The following is an 18,637-nucleotide window of genomic DNA, read 5'->3' as shown; positions in this document are numbered from 1 at the left end:
ATACTGGCGCTCGGGAGTGGTAAAACCGGCTGTCTGGAGCGCGTCAGGTGAGATCCGTGATGGCGCCGCGAGGCGACGCGCCCGCCAGTGATTCGGCATCCCGCACGGTGTTCGTCGGCATCGACGGCGCCCGGCGGATCGCCCAGTGCGGGCCGAACGTGGCGGCGGTGCTCGGGCGAACCCCGAAGGAGCTGATCGGCCGTCCGGCCGCAGACCTGGTGGGCGAGGAGGGCAAGGCCGAGCTGGAGGCCCTGCTGGAGGCGATCGGCTCCGGCCAGGAGCGCACCGCGGTGCTGACCGTCCTGCGCGGCGAGGGCGCGGCGGCCGACGCCGTGGTTACCGCGCAGCCGATGCTGGGCGAGGACGGCCAGGGCGCCGCCGGGCTGCTGTTCGTCCGGGTGGCGCTGCCACCGAGCGAGCGCTACCAGGACCCGGCGCTGATGCGGCGGGCGCTGCTGGACGACCCGCTCACCCGCTTCGGCGCGTCCCTCGACCTCGACCAGAGCGCGCGCGGCCTCGTCGACGTCATCGTCCCGCACTACTGCACCGCCGCGTCGGTGCTGGTGCTGGAGAGCCTGGTCGCGGCCGACGAGGTGCACGCCGAGTCGGGCTCGGCGGTGCTGCGCCGGCTCGCGGTCACCTCCGACGACGGCAATCCGATGTGGACCGCGACGTTCCCGGCGGGCGAGGTGCTGGTCTTCCCCGAGGGCACCCCGTACCGGGAGGTGCTCGACACCGCGCGGCCCGTCCACCTGCCGCACATCGACGCCGACGCGGCCGGCGACATCGCCAAGCGGTGGCGCCGCACCCCGGTGAGCGAGCTGCTCGGCGACGTGTCGATGGTGCTGCTGCCGCTGATCGCCCGCGACACCCTGCTCGGCTTCATCGCCTGCACCCGGGTGCCCGGCTTCCGCAAGTTCGACGCCTACGACGTCGAGATCGGGATGGAGTTCGCCACCCGCGCCGCCATCGTCATCGACAACGCCCGGCTGTTCAGCCGCGAGCGCGCGACGGCGCTGACGCTCCAGCGCAGCCTGCTGCCGAACCGGCTGTCGGCGCCGACCTCGGTCGAGGTCCGGCACCGCTACCTGCCCGGCAGCAAACTGGTCGAGGTCGGCGGCGACTGGTACGAGTCGATCGCGCTGCCCGGCGCGCGCGTCGCCCTCATCGTCGGCGACGTCGCCGGGCACGGGGTGGGCGCCGCGGTCACCATGGGACGGCTGCGCACCGCGCTGCACACCCTGGCCAACCTGGAGCTGCCGCCCGCCGACGCGCTGCACGTCATGCACGAGCTGATGATCGAGCTCGGCGAGCAGGAGCCGCACTTCGCCACCTGCGTCTACGCGGTCTACGACGCCACCAGCGGCACCATCGAGATCGCCTCGGCCGGGCACCTGCCGCCGCTGCTGGTCGGCCCGGACGGCACCAACGAGTTCCTCGACGTCCCGCCCGCGCCGCCGCTCGGCGTGGCCGGCGGCGCCGCGATCGAGAGCCGCGTGTTCACCGTCGAGGACGGCAGCGTCTTCGTCATCTACACCGACGGCCTGGTCGAGAACCGCGGCCGTGACATCGACGACGGGCTGGCCCGGCTGCGCGGCATCTTCGGCCCCGGCAGCGCGCACCGCCCGATGGAGGACCTGGCCAAGGCGACGCTCGCCGGGGTGTACGCCGACCACCACCGCGACGACATCGCGGTGCTGATCGCCCGGCTGCGCCGGATGCCCGAGGACCGCCGCGCGACCTGGACGCTGCCCGTCGACCCGGCCGCGGTGCGCCGCGCCCGCGGCCTGGTCCGCTCCTGCCTCGACGGGTGGGGCCTGGGCGAGCTGACCTACACCACCGAGCTGCTCGCCTCCGAGCTGATCACCAACGCCCAGCGCTACGCGCCCGGCGGCCCGATCGAGCTGCGCCTGCTGTACGAGCGCACCCTGGTGTGCGAGGTGCTCGACAGGTCGGCGGCGCTGCCGCGGCTGCGGCACGCCGGCGACGACGACGAGAACGGCCGCGGGCTGCTGGTGGTCAGCCAGCTCGCGCACCGCTGGGGCACCCGCCGCACCGCCGCGGGCAAGGTCGTGTGGTGCGAGCAGACCGTGCCGGGCATCGACCCCAGCGCGACCGAGCCCGCGTCCTCGTGGCCGGGCGAGAACCACCACCGCGAGTAGCGGCTCCCGGGCCGGGCGCCGCGACGGGCGACCGGCCTGCGGTGATCTGCCCATGGTGACTGGCCCTGCGGTGACCGGCCTGCGGTGACCGGCCTGCGGTGACCGGCCCGTGGCGGGCGTCAGCCGGCGGAGGGCTCGCGCCAGCGGCTGGTGATGGGCAGGCGCCGGTCGCGGCCGAAGTTCTTCGGGGTGATCTTCGGGCCGGGCGGGTACTGGCGGCGCTTGTACTCGGCCAGGTCGACCAGCCGGATGACCCGTTCGACCAGCGCGGCGTCGTGGCCCGCGGCGACCAGCGCGTCGCGGCCGAGGTCGCGCTCGACGTAGTCGACCAGCAGCGGGTCCAGGACGGAGTAGTCGGGCAGGGAGTCGCGGTCCTTCTGGCCGGGCCGCAGCTCGGCCGAGGGCTCCTTGACGATGATCGCCTCGGGGATCGGCTCGTGCTCGAACGGGTGCAGGAACGGGTGGCCCGGGGTGCCGCGCCGGGTGTCGCGCCAGCGGGCCAGCGCCCACACCATGGTCTTGGTGAGGTCCTTGATCGGACCGAAGCCGCCCGCCGAGTCGCCGTAGAGGGTGGAGTACCCGGTCGCCAGCTCGCTCTTGTTGCCGCCGGTCAGGACCAGGTGCCCGTCCTGGTTGGACAGGCCCATCCAGACGTTGGCGCGGATCCGGGCCTGGAGGTTCTCGGCGGCCAGGCCGGTCAGCTCGAGCTCGGACTCGAACGCGTCGACCATGGCGCCGATCGGCACCAGGCGGGAGTTGAGGCCCTGCCGCTTGACCAGTTCCTCGGCGTCGGTGACCGACCCCTCGGAGGAGTAGCGGCTCGGCAGCAGCACCGCGTGCACGTTGCCGGGCCCGATGGCGTCGGCGGCGATGGTGGCGACCAGCGCCGAGTCGATGCCGCCGGACAGGCCGAGCAGGACCGAGCGGAAGCCGTTCTTGCGGACGTAGTCGCGGGTGCCGAGGACGAGCGCGCCGTACACCTCGGCCAGGTCGTCCAGCGGCTCGGCGAGCGGCTGCGGCGCCACCGGGTAGGGCGGCAGCGGGTCGGCCGAGAGGGTGTACCGGTCGATGGCGATGGACGTGCCGTCGCCCGCGTCCACCGGGGCCGGGTCGGGGCGGGCGGCGGGCGCCGCGTCCGCGGCGGGGAGCGCGAGGTCGACGACGAGGAGGTCCTCGGTGAACTGCGGAGCGCGGGCCAGCAGGTCGCCGTCGGCGCCGACCACGAGGGAGTCGCCGTCGAAGACCAGCTCGTCCTGGCCGCCGACCAGGTTGACGTAGGCGAGGGCGCAGCCGGCCTCGCGGGCGCGCCGGGCGCACAGGTCGAGCCGGACGTCGTCCTTGTTGCGCTCGTACGGCGAGGCGTTGATCGACAGCAGCAGGCCCGCGCCGGCCGCGCCGGTGGCGGCGACCGGGCCGCCGTCCTGCCAGAGGTCCTCGCAGATGACGGTGGCGACGTCGACGCCGTGCAGCCGGACGACCGGGAGCCGGTCGCCGCGCACGAAGATGCGGTTCTCGTCGAAGACGCCGTAGTTGGGCAGGTGGTGCTTGGCCGAGCGGACCAGCACCTCGCCGCCGTGCAGCCAGGCCGCCCCGTCGAGGGGCGACCCGGCGGGCTGGCCCGAGCGGACCAGGCTGACCGCGCGCCGGTCGAGATGCCCGGTCACCACCGGCAGGCCGCCGAGGCCCTCGTCCGCGAGCCGCCGCGCGGTGCGCTCCAGCGCCCGCAGCGACGCCTGGACGAACGAGGTCCGCAGCGCGAGGTCCTCCACCGGATACCCGGTGAGCATCATCTCGGGGAAGGCGACCAGGTGCGCGCCGGCGCCCGCGGCCCGCCTGGTCCATTCCACGATGAGGTCGGCGTTGCCGTCGAGGTCGCCGACGGTCGGGTTCACCTGTGCGAGCGCGATCCGGAGCTGTGCCACGAGGTCAGCTTAGTTCCCCGGGCCTTGTTTCGTCACTCTGACGAAAAGAAGGGTCAGGTGGCGAGGGCCCGGCGGCGCCGGATCGCGGGCCCGAGCGCCATCTGCCCCGCCGCCGCGGCCAGCCCCAGCGCCGCGCAGCTCAGCCAGAGCACGGGCGCGCCGAGGCGGAGGAGCTGGGTGCCGCCGAGCGGTGCCAGCAGGAAGCCGCCCGACCACGCGATCCCGTACATGCCGCTGTAGCGCCCGCGCAGGTGGAGGGGGGCCAGGTCGGCCACGACCGCCTGGATCACCGCCGCGGCGATGATCTCGCCGAGCGTCCAGACCACGATCGCGGCGGTGTAGGCCCACAGCGCGGTGGCCGGCGCGGTGAGCCCGTACCCGAGCGCGACCAGGACGAATCCGGTGGACATCACCCGGCTGTGGTCCAGCCGGCTCAGCCAGGCGCTCACCAGCGGCTGCACCGTGACGATCAGCACCCCGTTGGCCGCGAAGGCCAGCCCGTACGCCTGCGGGCCGAGGCCGTTCTCCTTCATCGCGAGCGGCATCGTGGTCATGCCCTGCATCAGCACGAACGTGTAGACGAGGGTGAGCAGCACGTAGGCGACCATGACCCGGTCGCGCAGCACGTCGGTGAACCCGCCCCGCTCGCGCCCGGCCCCCGGGTCGCGGGCCGGGCGGGTCTCGGGGATCGCCCGCCAGACCAGCACCCCGAAGGCCGCGCAGGTGACCGCGTCGATCCAGAACAGCCACATGAACCCCTGCTCGGCCAGCGTGCCGCCGAGCACCATCGCGACCGCCCAGCCGAGGTTGATCCCCCAGAACAGCAGGCCGAACGCGCGCGGCCGCTCGGCGGGGGAGACCAGGTCGGCGACCAGCGCCTGCGAGGCGGGCCGGTACATGTCCAGCACCAGGCCGAGCAGCAGCGCCGCCGCGGTGATCGCCACGATGCCCTGCGCGTACCCGACCGCGAGCATCGCGGCGCCGGTGGCGACGGTGGCGAAGGTGAGCGTGGCGCGGCGGCCGATCCGGTCGGCGAGGACGCCGCCGACGAGCTGGCCGACGAGCGAGCCCGCGCCCATGACGGCCATCACGATGCCGGCCTGGGCCAGCGACAGGCCCCGCGCGCCGGTCAGGTAGAGGCCGAGGAAGGGCTCGACCATCGTGCCGAGCCGGTTCAGCAGGGTGCCCGCCCACAGCACCCAGAACGGGCGCGGGAGCCCGCCGACGCGGGGGGCCATGAAGGCGGAGAGGCGGCCCCGTGGGGGGATGACGGCCGGGTCGTCCAGTGTGCTCACGCACCGATCCTCACCCGCCGACCCGGTGCCGCGACAATCATTTAGGCTGGGCTGAAAGATCGAGGTCAGACGGGGTGCGGTGGTGATCGAGTTCGTGTTCGCGGCGGACGATGTGGCCCGCGTCCGGTTCGCCTTCTCCCCGCTGTGGGAGCTGGTGCGCAGCCTCCGCGTGCTCGCCGACCCGTCCGGGCACGCGCTGCACCTGCCGTGGGTGCGCGCCGTCCGGCCGCGGCTGCGCGGCCTCGACCTGGAACCGCTCACCGAGCTGGTGCGGCCGTGGGGGTACATCCCCGACTTCCTGACGCCGCCCCCGGCCTCTCCGCTGCCCGACTTCGCCGCCGAGCTGGACATCGTCCGGGCCACCCGGCCCGAGGTGGTCGCCGAGGAGCTGCGCTGGACGGAGCGGGGGAACCGGACCGGACCGCGCCGGCTGGCGATGGCGGCCGACGCCGAACACACCCTGCGGCACGTCTCGGACCTGCTCGAACGCTACTGGACCGCCGCCGTCGAGCCGCACTGGCCGCGGATCCGCGACCTGCTGGAGGGCGATGTGCTGCGCCGCACCCGGGCGCTCGCGGCGCAGGGCGCCGAGGGCGTGTTCGGCGACCTGCACGACGCGGTGTCCTGGCGCACCGGCACGCTGGCGATCGACCGGCGCTGGGCGTTCCACGGAGAGCTCGGCGGGCGCGGCCTGCTACTGGTCCCCAGCGTGTTCGTGTGGCCGGACGTGTCGGTGATGGTGCCGCCCTACCAGCCGATGCTCAGCTACCCGCCGCTCGGCGTGGCGACGCTGTGGGAGACCAGCCCCGCCGCGCCGCCGGACGCGCTCGCCGGGCTGATCGGGCGCCGCCGCGCCGGGCTGCTCACCGCCCTCGGCACCCCGGCCGCGACCACCGAGCTGGCCCGCCGGATGGGGGTGACGCCCGGCGCGGTCAGCCAGCACCTCGGCGTGCTGCGCGCCTGCGGACTCGTCACCGGGCACCGCCTCGGACGCCGCGTCCTCTACATGCGCACGAAGGCGGGCGACGCCCTGGTGGCGGCCCCGTCCGACTGAACGGCCCGCGGCGTCAGCGCAGGGAGGCGAGGCCGTCGAGGCGGGCGGCAGGGCGGCGGCCGGGTGCGGGGGAGGACAGGCCCGCCTCCGGACCGTACCGGCCCGACTCGATGAGCCACTCCACGTGGGCGCGGGGCGTGTCCAGCAGCACCCGGACGACCTGGACGGCGGCGTCGCGCTGCTCGTCGGTCGGCCGCAGCAGGTCGAGCATCCCGGGCAGCGTCCGCGCCGCGGCCGCCACGTCGCCGATCCGGATCGCGATCCGCTCCACGACCCACTCGCCGGCCTTGCCGGGGTCGATGCCGTAGGCGGCGGCGAGGACGCTCGGCATGTTGTGCGCGTCGTCGCGGGCCGCCTCGCACACGTGGGAGACGAGGTCGTTGGTCCAGGCGACGATGTCGGCGGTGCCCTCGGTGACGGTCCGCCAGTCGGGCGTGGCCAGCAGCCGCACCGGCACCTCCACGCCGAGGACCGGTTCGATCAGGTCGTACATGAACGGGCCGCACGCCCGCCTGCGCAGCGCCGCGTACGCCTTCAGCGACGGGACGCGCCCGACCCGGCGGTTGACGGCCTCCTCGGCGCAGCCGTCCCGGTTCTCCTCCATATGCGCGAGGAAGCGGCGGCGCCAGTCGCGGCTCGTCCCGGCGGAGGTGGCCTGCCACAGCTCGACCAGCGTCGACTCCAGGGGCCGCGCGCCCGGCCGGGCGTGGCCGCACCGGACGCCGCGCAGCAGGTCGTCGTACAGGCCGTGCACGGCGGTGGCGCTGCCCGCGAACGGCGCGTGGTCGACGGTGTCGTCCAGCGCGAAGGTCCAGGTCAGCCAGCGGGCGAACAGGTCCACCCGGTCCAGGTCGGCGGTCGGGAAGGCGCGCGCGGCCAGCCGCTCGCACCGGGCCCGGCCGAGCGGGGTGGTGTCGGGCTCGCCGAGGACCAGGCCGCGCCCGCGCGCCCAGGCGTCCACCCGCTCGCCGAGCGGCCAGGCGTCCGGGCGCATCGCCGAAGGGGCGGCCAGGGCGGCCACCCGGTCGGTCAGTGCGTGCAGCAGAGAGACGTCCACGGTCCGTCCACGCTAATGATCACTTGTGATCCGGGCCGGTGACCGCCACGTCAAGTTTCGGGAAACGGGACGGAAACAGGGAAGAGGACAAGCGAACGTATCGGCCTGCCACAGCGGGCATCCGGCGTGGCATAGTTCGGTGATCATCGAGATCAACAGGAGGAAAGCGTGCCCAGACGAACCCCCCGGCGTCCGGCACTCGTCGCCGGCCTCGCCGTGCTGGCCCTTGCCGCGGCGGCTTGCGGCGGCAGCGACGGCGCCACCGTGCAGGGCGTGAAGCTCCTCAAGGCGGGCGCGCTCACCTCGTGCACCCACCTGCCCTATCCGCCCTTCCAGGAGGAGAAGGGCGGGAAGGTGGTGGGCTTCGACGTGGACCTGGTCGACCTCGTCGCCAAGAAGCTCGGCGTCACCCAGAAGGTGGTCGACACCCAGTTCGAGACGATGAAGACCGGTTCGGCCCTGAACGCCAACAAGTGCGACATCGTCATGGGCGGCATGACGATCAAGCCCGAGCGCGTGCAGACGATGGACGTGACCAAGCCGTACTTCGACGCCGCCCAGACGCTGCTGGCCAAGAAGGGTTCGGGGCTCGCCTCGCTGGACGACGTCACCGCCAAGAAGGCCAAGCTGGGCTCGCAGGCGGGCACCACCGGCGAGGACTACGTCAAGGGGAAGAAGCTCGACCCGCGCTCGTTCGACAACTCCCTGGCCGAGCTGGACGGGCTGCGCACCGGTCAGGTCGACGTCATCGTGCAGGACTACCCGGTCGTCCAGAACTGGCTGAAGGACCCGGCCAACGCCAAGTACGAGATCGTCGCCAACCTCAACACCGGCGAGCAGTACGGGTTCTGGACCCGCAAGGGCTACAACCCCAAGCTGATCGAGCTCACCAATCAGGTCATCGCCGAGACCAAGGCCGACGGCACCTACAAGAAGCTGTACGAGAAGTGGGTCGGCCCGATGCCCAGGACCGGCGGCGCGTCGTGACGGCTGAGCCCGTCAAGGCGGCGGCGCCGGCCGGGATGTCCCGCCGGCGCCGCCGCCAGTTCGCGCTCGGTGGCCAGTACGGGCTGCTCGGGGCCGTCGTGCTGGCGGTCGCGCTGCTGGCCAACTGGTCGCAGCTCCAGGAGAACTTCGCCAACTTCGGCAAGGCCAGGGACCTGTTCCCCGAGATCCTCACGATCGGGCTGCGCAACACCGCGGCCTACACCGGCCTCGGGTTCGGCATCGGGCTGGTGCTCGGGCTGGTCATCGCGCTGATGCGGCTGTCCTCGGTGCTGCCGTACCGCTGGTTCGCCACCGCCTACATCGAGATGTTCCGCGGCCTGCCGCTGCTGCTGATCTTCATCTTCGTCGGCGTCGGGGTGCCGCTGGCCTTCCCCGGCACCAACATCCCCGGCGGCGCGGCCGGGCAGGCCGGGCTGGCGCTCGGGCTGGCCGCGGCGGCCTATATGGCCGAGACGATCCGGGCGGGCATCGAGGCGGTGCCGAAGGGGCAGCTCGAGGCGGCCCGCTCGCTCGGCATGCCGCACGGCCGGGCGATGGTCTCGATCATCATCCCGCAGGCGTTCCGGATCATCATCCCGCCGCTCACCAACGAGCTGGTGCTGCTGTGCAAGGACTCCTCACTGGTGCTGTTCCTCGGCATCTCGCTGGAGCAGCGCGACCTGACCAAGTTCGGCCGGGACCTGGCCGGCCAGCTCGGCAACACCACGCCGATCGTGGTGGCCGGCCTGTGCTATCTGATCATCACCATCCCGCTGAGCCTGCTGGCCCGGTGGCTGGAGGCACGGCAGCGGAGGGGGCAGCGATGAAGGACGGCGCGAGCGCCATCGAGATCCGCGACCTGTACAAGTCGTTCGGGACGAACGAGGTGCTGCGCGGCATCGACTTCCACGTCGACCCGGGCGAGGTGGTGTGCGTCATCGGCCCGTCCGGGTCGGGGAAGTCGACGCTGCTGCGCTGCGTCAACCTGCTGGAGCTGCCGAGCGCCGGGACGGTGCGCGTCGCGGGCGCCGAGATCACCGATCCGGAGGTCGACCTCGACGCGGTGCGCCGCCGGATCGGCATGGTCTTCCAGTCGTTCAACCTGTTCCCGCACCTGACCGCGCTCGGCAACGTGACCATCGCGCAGCGCAAGGTGCTCAAGCGGGCCCGGGACGAGGCCGAGCGGATCGGCCGCGCGAACCTGGAGCGGGTGGGCCTGGCCGACAAGATCGACGCCTATCCGGGCAAGCTGTCGGGCGGCCAGCAGCAGCGGGTGGCGATCGCCCGCGCGCTGGCGATGGGGCCCGAGGTGATGCTCTTCGACGAGCCGACCTCGGCCCTGGACCCGGAGCTGGTCGGCGACGTGCTCGGGGTCATGCGCGGCCTGGCCGAGGAGGGCATGACCATGCTGGTGGTCACGCACGAGATGAGCTTCGCCCGCGAGGTCGCCGACCGGGTGGTGTTCATGGACGGCGGCGTGGTGGTCGAGGAGGGCCCGGCGGCCCGGGTCGTCAGCGACCCCCGGCACGAGCGCACCCGCTCGTTCCTGTCCCGGGTGCTCGACCCCGCCGCGGCCCCGGCTCACGGGCCCGCGGGGGACGTTCCCGGGTAAGGCGTCACCGAAGGGGTCGCGACTGTGCCGGGACGGGGCCCGTATGGCACAGTTGAGGTGCTGGTATGTGTGTTTCGCCCTGGTCCGTGGGGGTGCGGCGGGGTCCGCCGGGAGGCGTACCCCGAACCGTAACGTCGCGGTAACAGCGACGAGGCATACTTCGAACAGCCAGGCCAGCCGGTACCTGCGGAAACACCGTTTGACGGGGCCCGCCACGGGCACCCGTCGAGGTATCGGCACCGCACCATGAGGGAGAAGGCTTTGGACCGTCAGCAGGAGTTCGTGCTCCGCACGCTGGAGGAGCGCGACATCCGCTTCATCCGGCTGTGGTTCACCGACGTGCTCGGGTTCCTGAAGTCCGTGGCGGTCGCGCCCGCCGAGCTCGAAGGCGCCTTCGGTGAGGGCATCGGCTTCGACGGCTCCGCGATCGAGGGCTTCGCCCGCGTGTACGAGGCCGACATGATCGCCAAACCCGACCCGGCCACCTTCCAGGTGCTGCCCTGGCGCAGCGAGGCCCCGGGCGTCGCCCGGATGTTCTGCGACATCCTGATGCCCGACGGCACGCCCAGCTTCGCCGACCCCCGGTACGTGCTCAAGCGGTCGCTGGCCCGCGCCGCCGATCTCGGATTCACCTTCTACACCCATCCCGAGATCGAGTTCTTCCTGTTCAACGACAAGCCGGAGGACGGCCGCGAGCCGGTGCCGGCCGACGCCGGCGGCTACTTCGACCACACCCCGCACAGCGCCGCGCACGACTTCCGGCGCAACGCGATCATGATGCTGGAGTCGATGGGCATCTCGGTGGAGTTCAGCCACCACGAGGGCGCCCCCGGCCAGCAGGAGATCGACCTGCGCTACGCCGACGCGCTCACCACCGCCGACAACATCATGACGTTCCGGCTGGTGATGAAGGAGGTCGCGCTCGAACAGGGGGTGTTCGCCTCGTTCATGCCCAAGCCGTTCACCGAGCACCCCGGCTCGGGCATGCACACCCACATGTCGCTGTTCGAGGGCGACCGCAACGCCTTCTACGAGCCCGGCTCGGAGTTCCAGCTCTCCAAGGTCGGCCGCGCGTTCATCGCGGGCGTGCTGCGGCACTCCGCCGAGATCACCGCGGTCTGCAACCAGTTCGTCAACTCCTACAAGCGGCTGTGGGGCGGCGTCGGCTCCGCCGCCGGCGCCGGCGGCGAGGCCCCCTCCTACATCTGCTGGGGGCACAACAACCGGTCCGCGCTGGTCCGCGTCCCGATGTACAAGCCGCACAAGGGGCACGCGACCCGCATCGAGTTCCGCTCGCTCGACACTGCCGCCAACCCCTACCTGGCCTTCGCAGCCATCCTCGGCGCGGGCCTGAAGGGGATCGAGGAGGGGTACGAGCTGCCGCAGGGCGCCGAGGACGACGTCTGGGCGCTGACCTCGGCCGAGCGGCGCGCACTCGGCATCGAGCCGCTGCCGCAGAGCCTCGACGAGGCGATCCACTACATGGAGCGCAGCGAGCTGATGGCCGACGTGCTCGGCGAGCACGTCTACGACTTCTTCCTGCGCAACAAGCGCCAGGAGTGGGAGGAGTACCGCCGCCAGGTCACCGAGTTCGAGCGCAAGCGCCTGCTCGCCGTCCTCTGACGAGGGCACGGCACGAGCGGACGAGGGGGCACGCCCATGCGGGAGTGCCCCCTCTCACGTTCCTCCTGGCGCGCCGGTCAGTCCAGCAGGCCGCCGCTGCCGAGTTCCGCGCCCTGCCCGTGGAGGTTCAGGTCACGGGTGTCGAACGAGACGGCGCCCGGCTTCCCGGCGAGCGGATCAGTGCAGCAGGCTGCCGCCCAGCTCGGCGGTCCGGCCGAAGATGCGCAGGTCACGGGTGCTGAACGAGATGACGCCCTTGGTCGCGACGCCCGACCGGGTGCCCTTGAAGAAGAAGATCCGGCCCTCGTCCTCGTTGTTCTGCGCGCCGGTGGTGAACTCGGCCAGCCCGTCGCCGTCGAGATCGGCCAGCCGGGTCTGCCAGCCGAACCCGTCGTGGTCGCCGGGCTCGCTCGGCACTCCGGGGGTGTTCTGGTCGAAGAGCTGGGCGCCCTTGTTGGTGAGGCCGGAGGCGCTGCCGTACAGCACCGCCGCCGAGTCGAGCGGCCCGTTCCCGTCCCCCATGGTGGGGACGCTCACCGACACGTCCGCCTTGCCGTCGCCGTTGATGTCGCCGACGGAGATGCCCCTGTTGAACGAGTGCCCGCCGAAGCCCACGTACGCCGGGGCGGCGAGGCCCGTGGCGGTGCCGAGCCGCACGGCGACCCGCTTCGGCGCGCGGACGTCGACGGTCACCAGGTCGGCCTTGCCGTCGCCGTTGACGTCGCCGGAGGCGGCCTCGTAGCCCATCCCCTTGCCGCCCTTGGGGGCGTACACCTTGCGCGCCCCGAGGCCCTTGGCCGTGCCGAGGCGCAGCTCGGCCCAGTACGGGACGTCGTCGCTGTCGCCGTCGTCCTTGGCCACCACGACCGCGAAGTCGTCGCGGCGGTCGCCGTTGAAGTCGCCGACGACCGGCTGGAGCAGCCCGGTGACCGCCGGGCCCTCGACCGCGGTCCGGACGCCGGCGCCCGGCTTGGCGCCGACGTCCAGATAGGTCAGGTAGGCCCGGGGCCCGGACCGGACGAGCAGGTCGGGCCTGCCGTTGCCGTTGAAGTCGCCGGTCCGGGCCTCGCGGGCGTCCGGCACCGTGAGGACGGCCTTGCGGGTGGTGAGCCCCTTCGCGCCGCCGTAGACGATGACGACCTTGGTCTTGGCGGCGATCCCGGACGTGGCGACCAGGTCGGCGTAGCCGTCCCCGTCGAAGTCCGCCGACACCAGCTCCATGGTGCCGAAGTGGGTTCCGGCGGGGAGCCCGAGGCTCTTGGCGCTGATGATCTGGCGCGACGCGGCGTCCGGGCCGCCGGGCTTGCTGTACACGACGGTGACGAACCCGGCGAGGTCCTGGCCGTCGATCTTGCCCTGCTGGCTGGCGTTGGCGCTGTCGCGCAGGCCGTCGCCGTTGAAGTCGCCGGACACGGCGGTCGTCTTGCCGGCGGCGGCGACGGGGGCCGCCTCCACCTGCCCGCCGTCCTGGGTCAGGGCGACTGCTGTCACCGTGCCGAGCGTCGCCGTGAGTGCCGCGCACGCGGCGGTGAGGGTCCGTCTTTTCAAGGGAGCTCCCGTTGTGGAGGGACTGCGACGTGACCGAGGCTCGGCGGGGCGCCATTCGGTCTTCAATGTGAAGATGACGCCGGGGGGTCACCGCAGGTTCACCCGCGCGGTGATGGAATCGAGATCATGCCGGTGGCGTGCTCGCGGCACCGGCGGCGGGCGGGCCGATTACGGTAGAGGTCGTGAGCGAGCCGCGGACTCCTGATCGCCGTCGTACCCTGGCCGGACGCCTGGCCCGGCTGGGTTTCACCGACGCCGGGCGGGCGGGCCGGCTGCTGGACGGGTCGGGCGCCGCCCTCGGCGACGAGGTGCTGGAGGCGCTCGGTGCCGCGCCCGACCCCGACCTCGCGCTCGACGGGCTGCTGCGCCTGCTGGCCGCCGCCGACGAGCAGGATGCGGGCGAACGGCCGGCGGGCGCGGGCGGTCCCGGCGACGCCCGCGAACGCGACGTCGGCGCGGGCCTGCGCGCCATGCTCGCCGACGATCCCGGCACCCGCGAGCGGCTGCTGGCGGTGCTCGGCGTCAGCGCCGCCCTGGGTGATCACCTGGCCCGCCATCCCGCGCACTGGCAGGTGCTGAGACCCGCCGACCCGATCCACCCCGCCGGCCCGGACGCCCCCGGCCCGGACGCCCCTGCCCGGGACGCCTCCGCCCGGGACAGCCCGGCTCCGACCCCTCCGGCCCCGGACGATCACGTGGTGGACGCGTACGAGTCGCGCGGACGGCCCTCCGCCGCCGAGCTGCGGGTCGACCTGCTCCGCGCGGTGGGGGCCGATCCGGCGCGGGACGAGCCGGTGGCGCGCGACGCGCTGCCGGTGACCCTGGTGGCGCTCCGCGTCGCCTACCGGCGGCGTCTGCTCGCACTGGCGGGCCGCGACCTGACCGGCGCCGCCGAGGTGGAGGAAGTGGCGGGCGAGCTGGCCGACCTGGCCGCCGCCGCGCTGGAGGCGGGCCTGGCCATCGCCCGCGCCGAGGTCCCGGGGCACGGCTCCTGCCGGCTCGCGGTGATCGGCATGGGCAAGTGCGGCGGCCGGGAGCTCAACTACGTCAGCGACGTCGATGTGATCTTCGTGGCCGAGGTGCGCGCGGGGTGCCCCGAGGACGGGGCGCTGCGCACCGCCACCCGGCTGGCCTCGGCGATGATGCGGGCCTGCTCCGACAGCACCGTCGAGGGCCCGCTGTGGGAGGTGGACGCGGCGCTGCGGCCTGAGGGCAGGTCCGGGCCGCTCGTGCGCACCCTGGCCAGCCACCGCGCCTACTACGAGCGCTGGGCCAAGACGTGGGAGTTCCAGGCCCTGCTGAAGGCGCGGCCGGTCGCCGGCGACGCCGAGCTCGGCCGCCGCTACCTGGACGCCGTCACCGAGATCGTGTGGGACGCCGCCGAGGGCGAGCGGTTCGTCGAGGACGTCCAGGCCATGCGGCGGCGGGTCGAGGCCGACCTCAACCAGCGCACCGCCGAGGCCGAGCGCCAGCTCAAGCTCGGGCCGGGCGGGCTGCGCGACGTGGAGTTCGCCGTCCAGCTCCTCCAGCTCGTGCACGGACGCGGTGACGAGAAGCTGCGCAGCCCGACCACGCTCGACGCGCTGGCCGCCCTATCCCAGGGCGGCTACGTCGGCCGCGACGACGCGGCGGCGCTCGCCTCGGCCTACCGGTTCCTGCGCCGGGTCGAGCACCTGATCCAGCTGCACCGGCTGCGCCGCACCCACGTGGTGCCGGACGACCCCGCCGACCTGCGCCGCCTCGGCCGCGCCCTCGGGCTGCGCACCGACCCGGTCGGGGAGTTCACCGCGCTGTGGCGGCGGCACGCCCGCGAGGTCCGCCGGATCCACGAGAAGCTGTTCTACCGGCCCCTGCTGCGCGCGGTGGCGCGGCTGCCCGGCGACGAGGCCCGGCTCACCCCGGAGGCGGCCCGCGCCCGGCTGGAGGCGCTCGGCTACGACGACCCGGCGGGCGCGCTGCGGCACATCGAGGCGCTTACGGCGGGCGTCTCCCGGCGCGCGGCGATCCAGCGGACGCTGCTGCCGGTCATGCTCGGCTGGTTCGCCGACGCCCCCGACCCCGACGCGGGCCTGCTCGGCTTCCGCCGGGTCAGCGAGGCGCTCGGCGCGACACCGTGGTACCTGCGGCTGCTGCGCGACGAGGTGACGGTGGCCGAGCGGATGGCGTGGATCCTCGGGTCCAGCCGCTACGCCACCGACCTGCTGCTGCGCGCGCCCGAGGCGGTCGCGATGCTCGGCGGCGCGCTGAACCCCGGCTCGGCCCCGCGCCCGCGCGGCGGCCCCGGCACGCCCCCGTCCGGCGCGGGCGGCGACAGCGCGGGTATGCCGCCCGCGCCGCTGTTCCCGCCCGTCCCGCCGGCCGAGCCGGTCTTCCCGGCGCCGGAGCCGCCGCCGGGCCCGCCCGCGCCGCCGGCGCCCGTGCCGGGCCTGACGGTGGTGCCGGTGTCGCCCGCGCCGACCTCGTCCATCCGCGGGCCGGACGGGGCGCTCGCGCCGCGCCCGTTCGAGGCGCTGCGGACCGAGGCGCTGGCCGCCGTCCGCCGCCGCGACGACTCGGGCGCGGGCGACGGGGCCGTCCCGGCCGAGGACGCGGTCGCGGTGGTCCGCGCGCTGCGCCGCCGCGAGCTGTTCCGGGTGTCGGTCGCCGACCTGCTCGGCATGGTCGACGTCGCGACGGTGGGGGAGGCGCTCACCGACATCGCCACCGTCACCCTGGAGGCCGCGCTGCGGGCGGCGGCCGGCAAGGTCGAGCGGGCCGGCGGCGCGCCGCTGCCGACCCGGATGGCGGTGGTGGCGATGGGCCGCTTCGGCGGCCACGAGCTCGGCTACGGCAGCGACGCCGATGTGATGTTCGTGCACGACCCGCTGCCCGGCGCCGACGAGCGCGAGGCGAGCCGCGCCGCGCACGCGGTCGCCGAGGAGCTGCGCCGGCTGCTGTCGCTGCCCGCCCCGGACCCGCCCCTGGAGATCGACCCCAACCTGCGGCCCGAGGGCCGGCAGGGCCCACTGGTGCGCACGCTCGCCTCGTACGCGGCCTACTACGCGCGCTGGTCCGAGCCGTGGGAGGCGCAGGCACTGCTGCGCGCCGACCCGATGATCGGCGACCCCGGGCTGTGCGAGCGGTTCCGCGCGCTGATCGACCCGCTGCGCTGGCCCGAGGACGGCATCGGCGACGACGCCGTCCGGCAGATCAGGCGGCTCAAGGCGCGGATGGAGTCCGAGCGGCTGCCGCGCGGCGTCGAGCGGCGGCTGCACATCAAGCTCGGACCCGGCGGGCTGGCCGACGTGGAGTGGGTCGCGCAGCTCTTCCAGCTCAGGCACGCCCACGAGGTGCCCGCGCTGCGCACCACCCGCACGCTGGCCGCGCTCGACGCGGCGGTGGGCGCCCGGCTGCTGGCCGCCGGCGACGCCGAGGTGCTGGCGGACGCGTGGCGGCTGGCCACCCGGATCCGCGGCTCGATCATGCTGGTCCGGGGCCGCGCGTCCGACCTGCTGCCGACCGACCACCACAGGGAGCGCAGCTCGACCACCCGCATCCTCGGCTACCCCGGCACGGGCGACCTGCTGGAGGACTACCGGCGGCACGCGCGGCACGCCCGCGCGGTCGTCGACCGCGTCTTCTACGGCGCGGCCGACTGACGCCGCGCCGCGGCCCGGCCCGCCGCCGACCGTCCGGGGAGGACGGCGCGCGCGGCGCCTAGCCCCAGGCCGAGCGCGTACCCGCAGGCCAGGGCGCCGGCACCCGCGACGGCGTCGAGCAGGTAGTGGTTGCCCGTCCCCATGATCGCCACGGTGGTCAGCGCCGGGTACAGCGCGGCGAGCGCCTTCACCGCCGGCCGCCGGGCGACGCCGATGATCACCACCGCGCACCACAGTGCCCAGGAGACGTGCATCGAGGGCATCGCCGCGTACTGGTTGGACACCGAGGAGGCGGCGGGCGCCGAGGCGTAGACGCCCCAGGTGCCGAAGCTGGCCACCGTGTCGGTGAACCCGGGCAGCATCCGCGGCGGGGCGAGCGGGTAGAGCCAGAACCCGGCCAGCCCGAGCACCGTGGTGGCGAACAGGAGCGTCCGGCGGGAGCGATAGAGCTCGGGCCGCTGGATGTAGAGCCAGACCAGCACCCCGATCGTCATGGCGAAGTGCATCGTGGCGTAGAAGTAGTCGCCCGCCACGGCGAGCGGCTGATGCGCCATGAACAGGCGGTTGAGGCGGTACTCGACGTCGAGGTGCGTCAGGTATTCGAGGTGGAGCAGTTCGTACGCGTGGTGCACCGCCAGCGCCGGGTCGGGCGGCACCAGGTTGCGGACCGCCTCGTACACGCCGTAGCACACCAGCACGAGCAGCAGCTCGGACCACAGCCGCGGCCGGCCGGACGCGTGCCGCCCGTCGGGCCCGGCCGCGCCGCCGGCCGGGTCCGGGCCGGTCTCCGGGGCGCCCGCCGGTCTGGCCATGCACTCCAGGGTCTCAAACGCCGGCCCGGCCCCCGCCACCGACCGTCACCGAGTCGCCACGCGGACGGTCCGGCCGCCCTGCGGCCCGCAGGACCAGGTGCGCCGTGCGCCCCCGCAGCAGTAGCAGCCATGCCGGGCAGCGGTGGTACAGCGCCCAGGCCAGCCCGAGCGACCCGGCGATCACCGCGACCCCGACCACCGCGTCCAGCACGTAGTGGTTGGCGGTGGACAGGATGACGAACACCGTGGTGGCGGGGTAGAGCACCCCGAGCACCTTGGCCCACCGCTGCGAGGCCAGCCGGAACAGCACGTACCCGCACCACAGCGCCCATCCCGCGTGCATCGACGGCATCGCGGCGTACTGGTTGGTGAGGCTGCCGGAGGCGTCGCTGGCGTACAGGCCGAACGAGTGCAGCACGGTCACCGGGTCGACGAACCCCTCGCTGTGCAGGAACCGCGGCGGGGCGAGCGGGTAGAGCCAGAAGCCGAGCAGCGCGACGCCGGTCGCCACCATGATCGACGTGCGCAGCCAGCGGTACTCCCGGGCGCGGTACCGGTAGATCCAGACGACCACTCCGAGCGTCACGGTGAAGTGCGCGGTGGCGTAGAAGATGTTGGCCGCCCGCGCCAGCCAGGGCACTTGGAGCAGCATCTGGTTGAGCCCCAGTTCCACGTCCAGCCCGAGGAACCGCTCGGCGCGCAGGATCTGGTCGGCGTGGTTGAAGGCGGGGGTCGTCCCGTCCTGGACCAGCACGATGCGGGTGAGCATGTACCCGCTGTAGAAGAGTGCGATCAGCAGGAGTTCGCGCCACACCGGAGGGGCGCTGATCCGTGCCGTCAGGGACCGGGGGTGGTGGCGCGGGACCTGGCCGCCGGCCGCTTCGGCGTGGCCTCGGCGAGTTGTAGGGGGGGCGGTTTGGGCCATGT

The 18,637-nt window shown here is 73.8% G+C and carries 13 protein-coding genes; 7 read left to right on the top strand and 6 right to left on the bottom strand.

What is annotated here, in order from left to right; all coding sequences use genetic code 11:
- Positions 1-59: 59 nt before the first annotated feature.
- The gene (locus QP090_RS03660; protein ID WP_285938560.1) at positions 60-2,162 is read left to right on the top strand and encodes a SpoIIE family protein phosphatase; all 2,103 of its coding nucleotides are present in this window, start codon (positions 60-62) and stop codon (positions 2,160-2,162) included.
- Between the two features lie 119 nt (positions 2,163-2,281).
- On the opposite strand, the gene QP090_RS03655 is transcribed toward QP090_RS03660, so the two are convergent.
- Both QP090_RS03655 and QP090_RS03650 read right to left on the bottom strand, forming a co-directional pair.
- The gene (locus QP090_RS03655; RefSeq protein WP_285937009.1) at positions 2,282-4,084 is read right to left on the bottom strand and encodes an NAD+ synthase; all 1,803 of its coding nucleotides are present in this window, start codon (positions 4,082-4,084) and stop codon (positions 2,282-2,284) included.
- A 53-nt stretch (positions 4,085-4,137) separates the two neighbouring features.
- Positions 4,138-5,379, bottom strand: coding sequence for an MDR family MFS transporter (locus QP090_RS03650; protein WP_329520051.1), 1,242 nt, complete (start codon positions 5,377-5,379; stop codon positions 4,138-4,140).
- 82 nt (positions 5,380-5,461) lie between these two features.
- On the opposite strand from QP090_RS03650, the gene QP090_RS03645 reads away from it, so the two are divergent.
- Positions 5,462-6,433 carry an ArsR/SmtB family transcription factor gene (locus QP090_RS03645; RefSeq protein WP_285937008.1) on the top strand — a complete coding sequence of 324 codons (972 nt, stop codon included), beginning with the start codon at positions 5,462-5,464 and terminating at the stop codon, positions 6,431-6,433.
- A 13-nt stretch (positions 6,434-6,446) separates the two neighbouring features.
- Here the strand turns inward: QP090_RS03645 and QP090_RS03640 are convergent, their stop codons facing one another.
- Positions 6,447-7,490: a terpene synthase family protein gene (locus tag QP090_RS03640; protein ID WP_285937007.1), complete on the bottom strand. Its 1,044-nt coding sequence runs from the start codon at positions 7,488-7,490 to the stop codon at positions 6,447-6,449.
- A gap of 168 nt (positions 7,491-7,658) precedes the next feature.
- Here QP090_RS03640 and QP090_RS03635 point away from each other — a divergent pair, with 168 nt between their 5' ends.
- From QP090_RS03635 to QP090_RS03620, 4 genes are all read left to right on the top strand, one after another.
- Entirely contained in the window at positions 7,659-8,477 is an 819-nt protein-coding gene (locus QP090_RS03635) for an ABC transporter substrate-binding protein (protein ID WP_285937006.1), read from the top strand.
- On the top strand, positions 8,474-9,304 hold the full coding sequence (locus QP090_RS03630; RefSeq protein WP_285937005.1) for an amino acid ABC transporter permease: 831 nt from the start codon (positions 8,474-8,476) through the stop codon (positions 9,302-9,304). Before QP090_RS03635 ends, QP090_RS03630 begins: the two co-directional genes overlap by 4 nt.
- On the top strand, positions 9,301-10,089 hold the full coding sequence (locus QP090_RS03625) for an amino acid ABC transporter ATP-binding protein (RefSeq protein WP_285937004.1): 789 nt from the start codon (positions 9,301-9,303) through the stop codon (positions 10,087-10,089). The genes QP090_RS03630 and QP090_RS03625 overlap by 4 nt, the downstream gene beginning before the upstream one ends.
- Before the next feature lie 261 nt (positions 10,090-10,350).
- Entirely contained in the window at positions 10,351-11,712 is a 1,362-nt protein-coding gene (locus QP090_RS03620) for a glutamine synthetase family protein (RefSeq protein WP_285937003.1), read from the top strand.
- 177 nt (positions 11,713-11,889) lie between these two features.
- Here the strand turns inward: QP090_RS03620 and QP090_RS03615 are convergent, their stop codons facing one another.
- Complete coding sequence (locus QP090_RS03615; protein ID WP_285937002.1) at positions 11,890-13,203, bottom strand: FG-GAP repeat domain-containing protein; 1,314 nt, start codon at positions 13,201-13,203, stop codon at positions 11,890-11,892.
- Positions 13,204-13,442: 239 nt separating this feature from the next.
- On the opposite strand from QP090_RS03615, the gene QP090_RS03610 reads away from it, so the two are divergent.
- Positions 13,443-16,898 carry a bifunctional [glutamine synthetase] adenylyltransferase/[glutamine synthetase]-adenylyl-L-tyrosine phosphorylase gene (locus QP090_RS03610; RefSeq protein ID WP_285937001.1) on the top strand — a complete coding sequence of 1,152 codons (3,456 nt, stop codon included), beginning with the start codon at positions 13,443-13,445 and terminating at the stop codon, positions 16,896-16,898.
- Here QP090_RS03610 and QP090_RS03605 read toward each other — a convergent pair.
- Together QP090_RS03605 and QP090_RS03600 are read right to left on the bottom strand one after the other, a co-directional pair.
- Positions 16,880-17,710, bottom strand: a complete 831-nt coding sequence (locus QP090_RS03605; protein ID WP_285937000.1) for a phosphatase PAP2 family protein — start codon at positions 17,708-17,710, stop codon at positions 16,880-16,882. The two genes, QP090_RS03610 and QP090_RS03605, sit on opposite strands and share 19 nt — an antisense overlap.
- A 13-nt stretch (positions 17,711-17,723) precedes the next feature.
- The gene (locus tag QP090_RS03600; protein ID WP_285936999.1) at positions 17,724-18,524 is read right to left on the bottom strand and encodes a phosphatase PAP2 family protein; all 801 of its coding nucleotides are present in this window, start codon (positions 18,522-18,524) and stop codon (positions 17,724-17,726) included.
- Positions 18,525-18,637 lie beyond the last annotated feature (113 nt).

The organism is Actinomadura xylanilytica (genome assembly GCF_030283145.1).
Taxonomy (GTDB): domain Bacteria; phylum Actinomycetota; class Actinomycetes; order Streptosporangiales; family Streptosporangiaceae; genus Spirillospora; species Spirillospora xylanilytica.
Note: the sequence above shows the minus strand (reverse complement) of the source record. Positions and strands in the feature narration are given on the sequence as shown.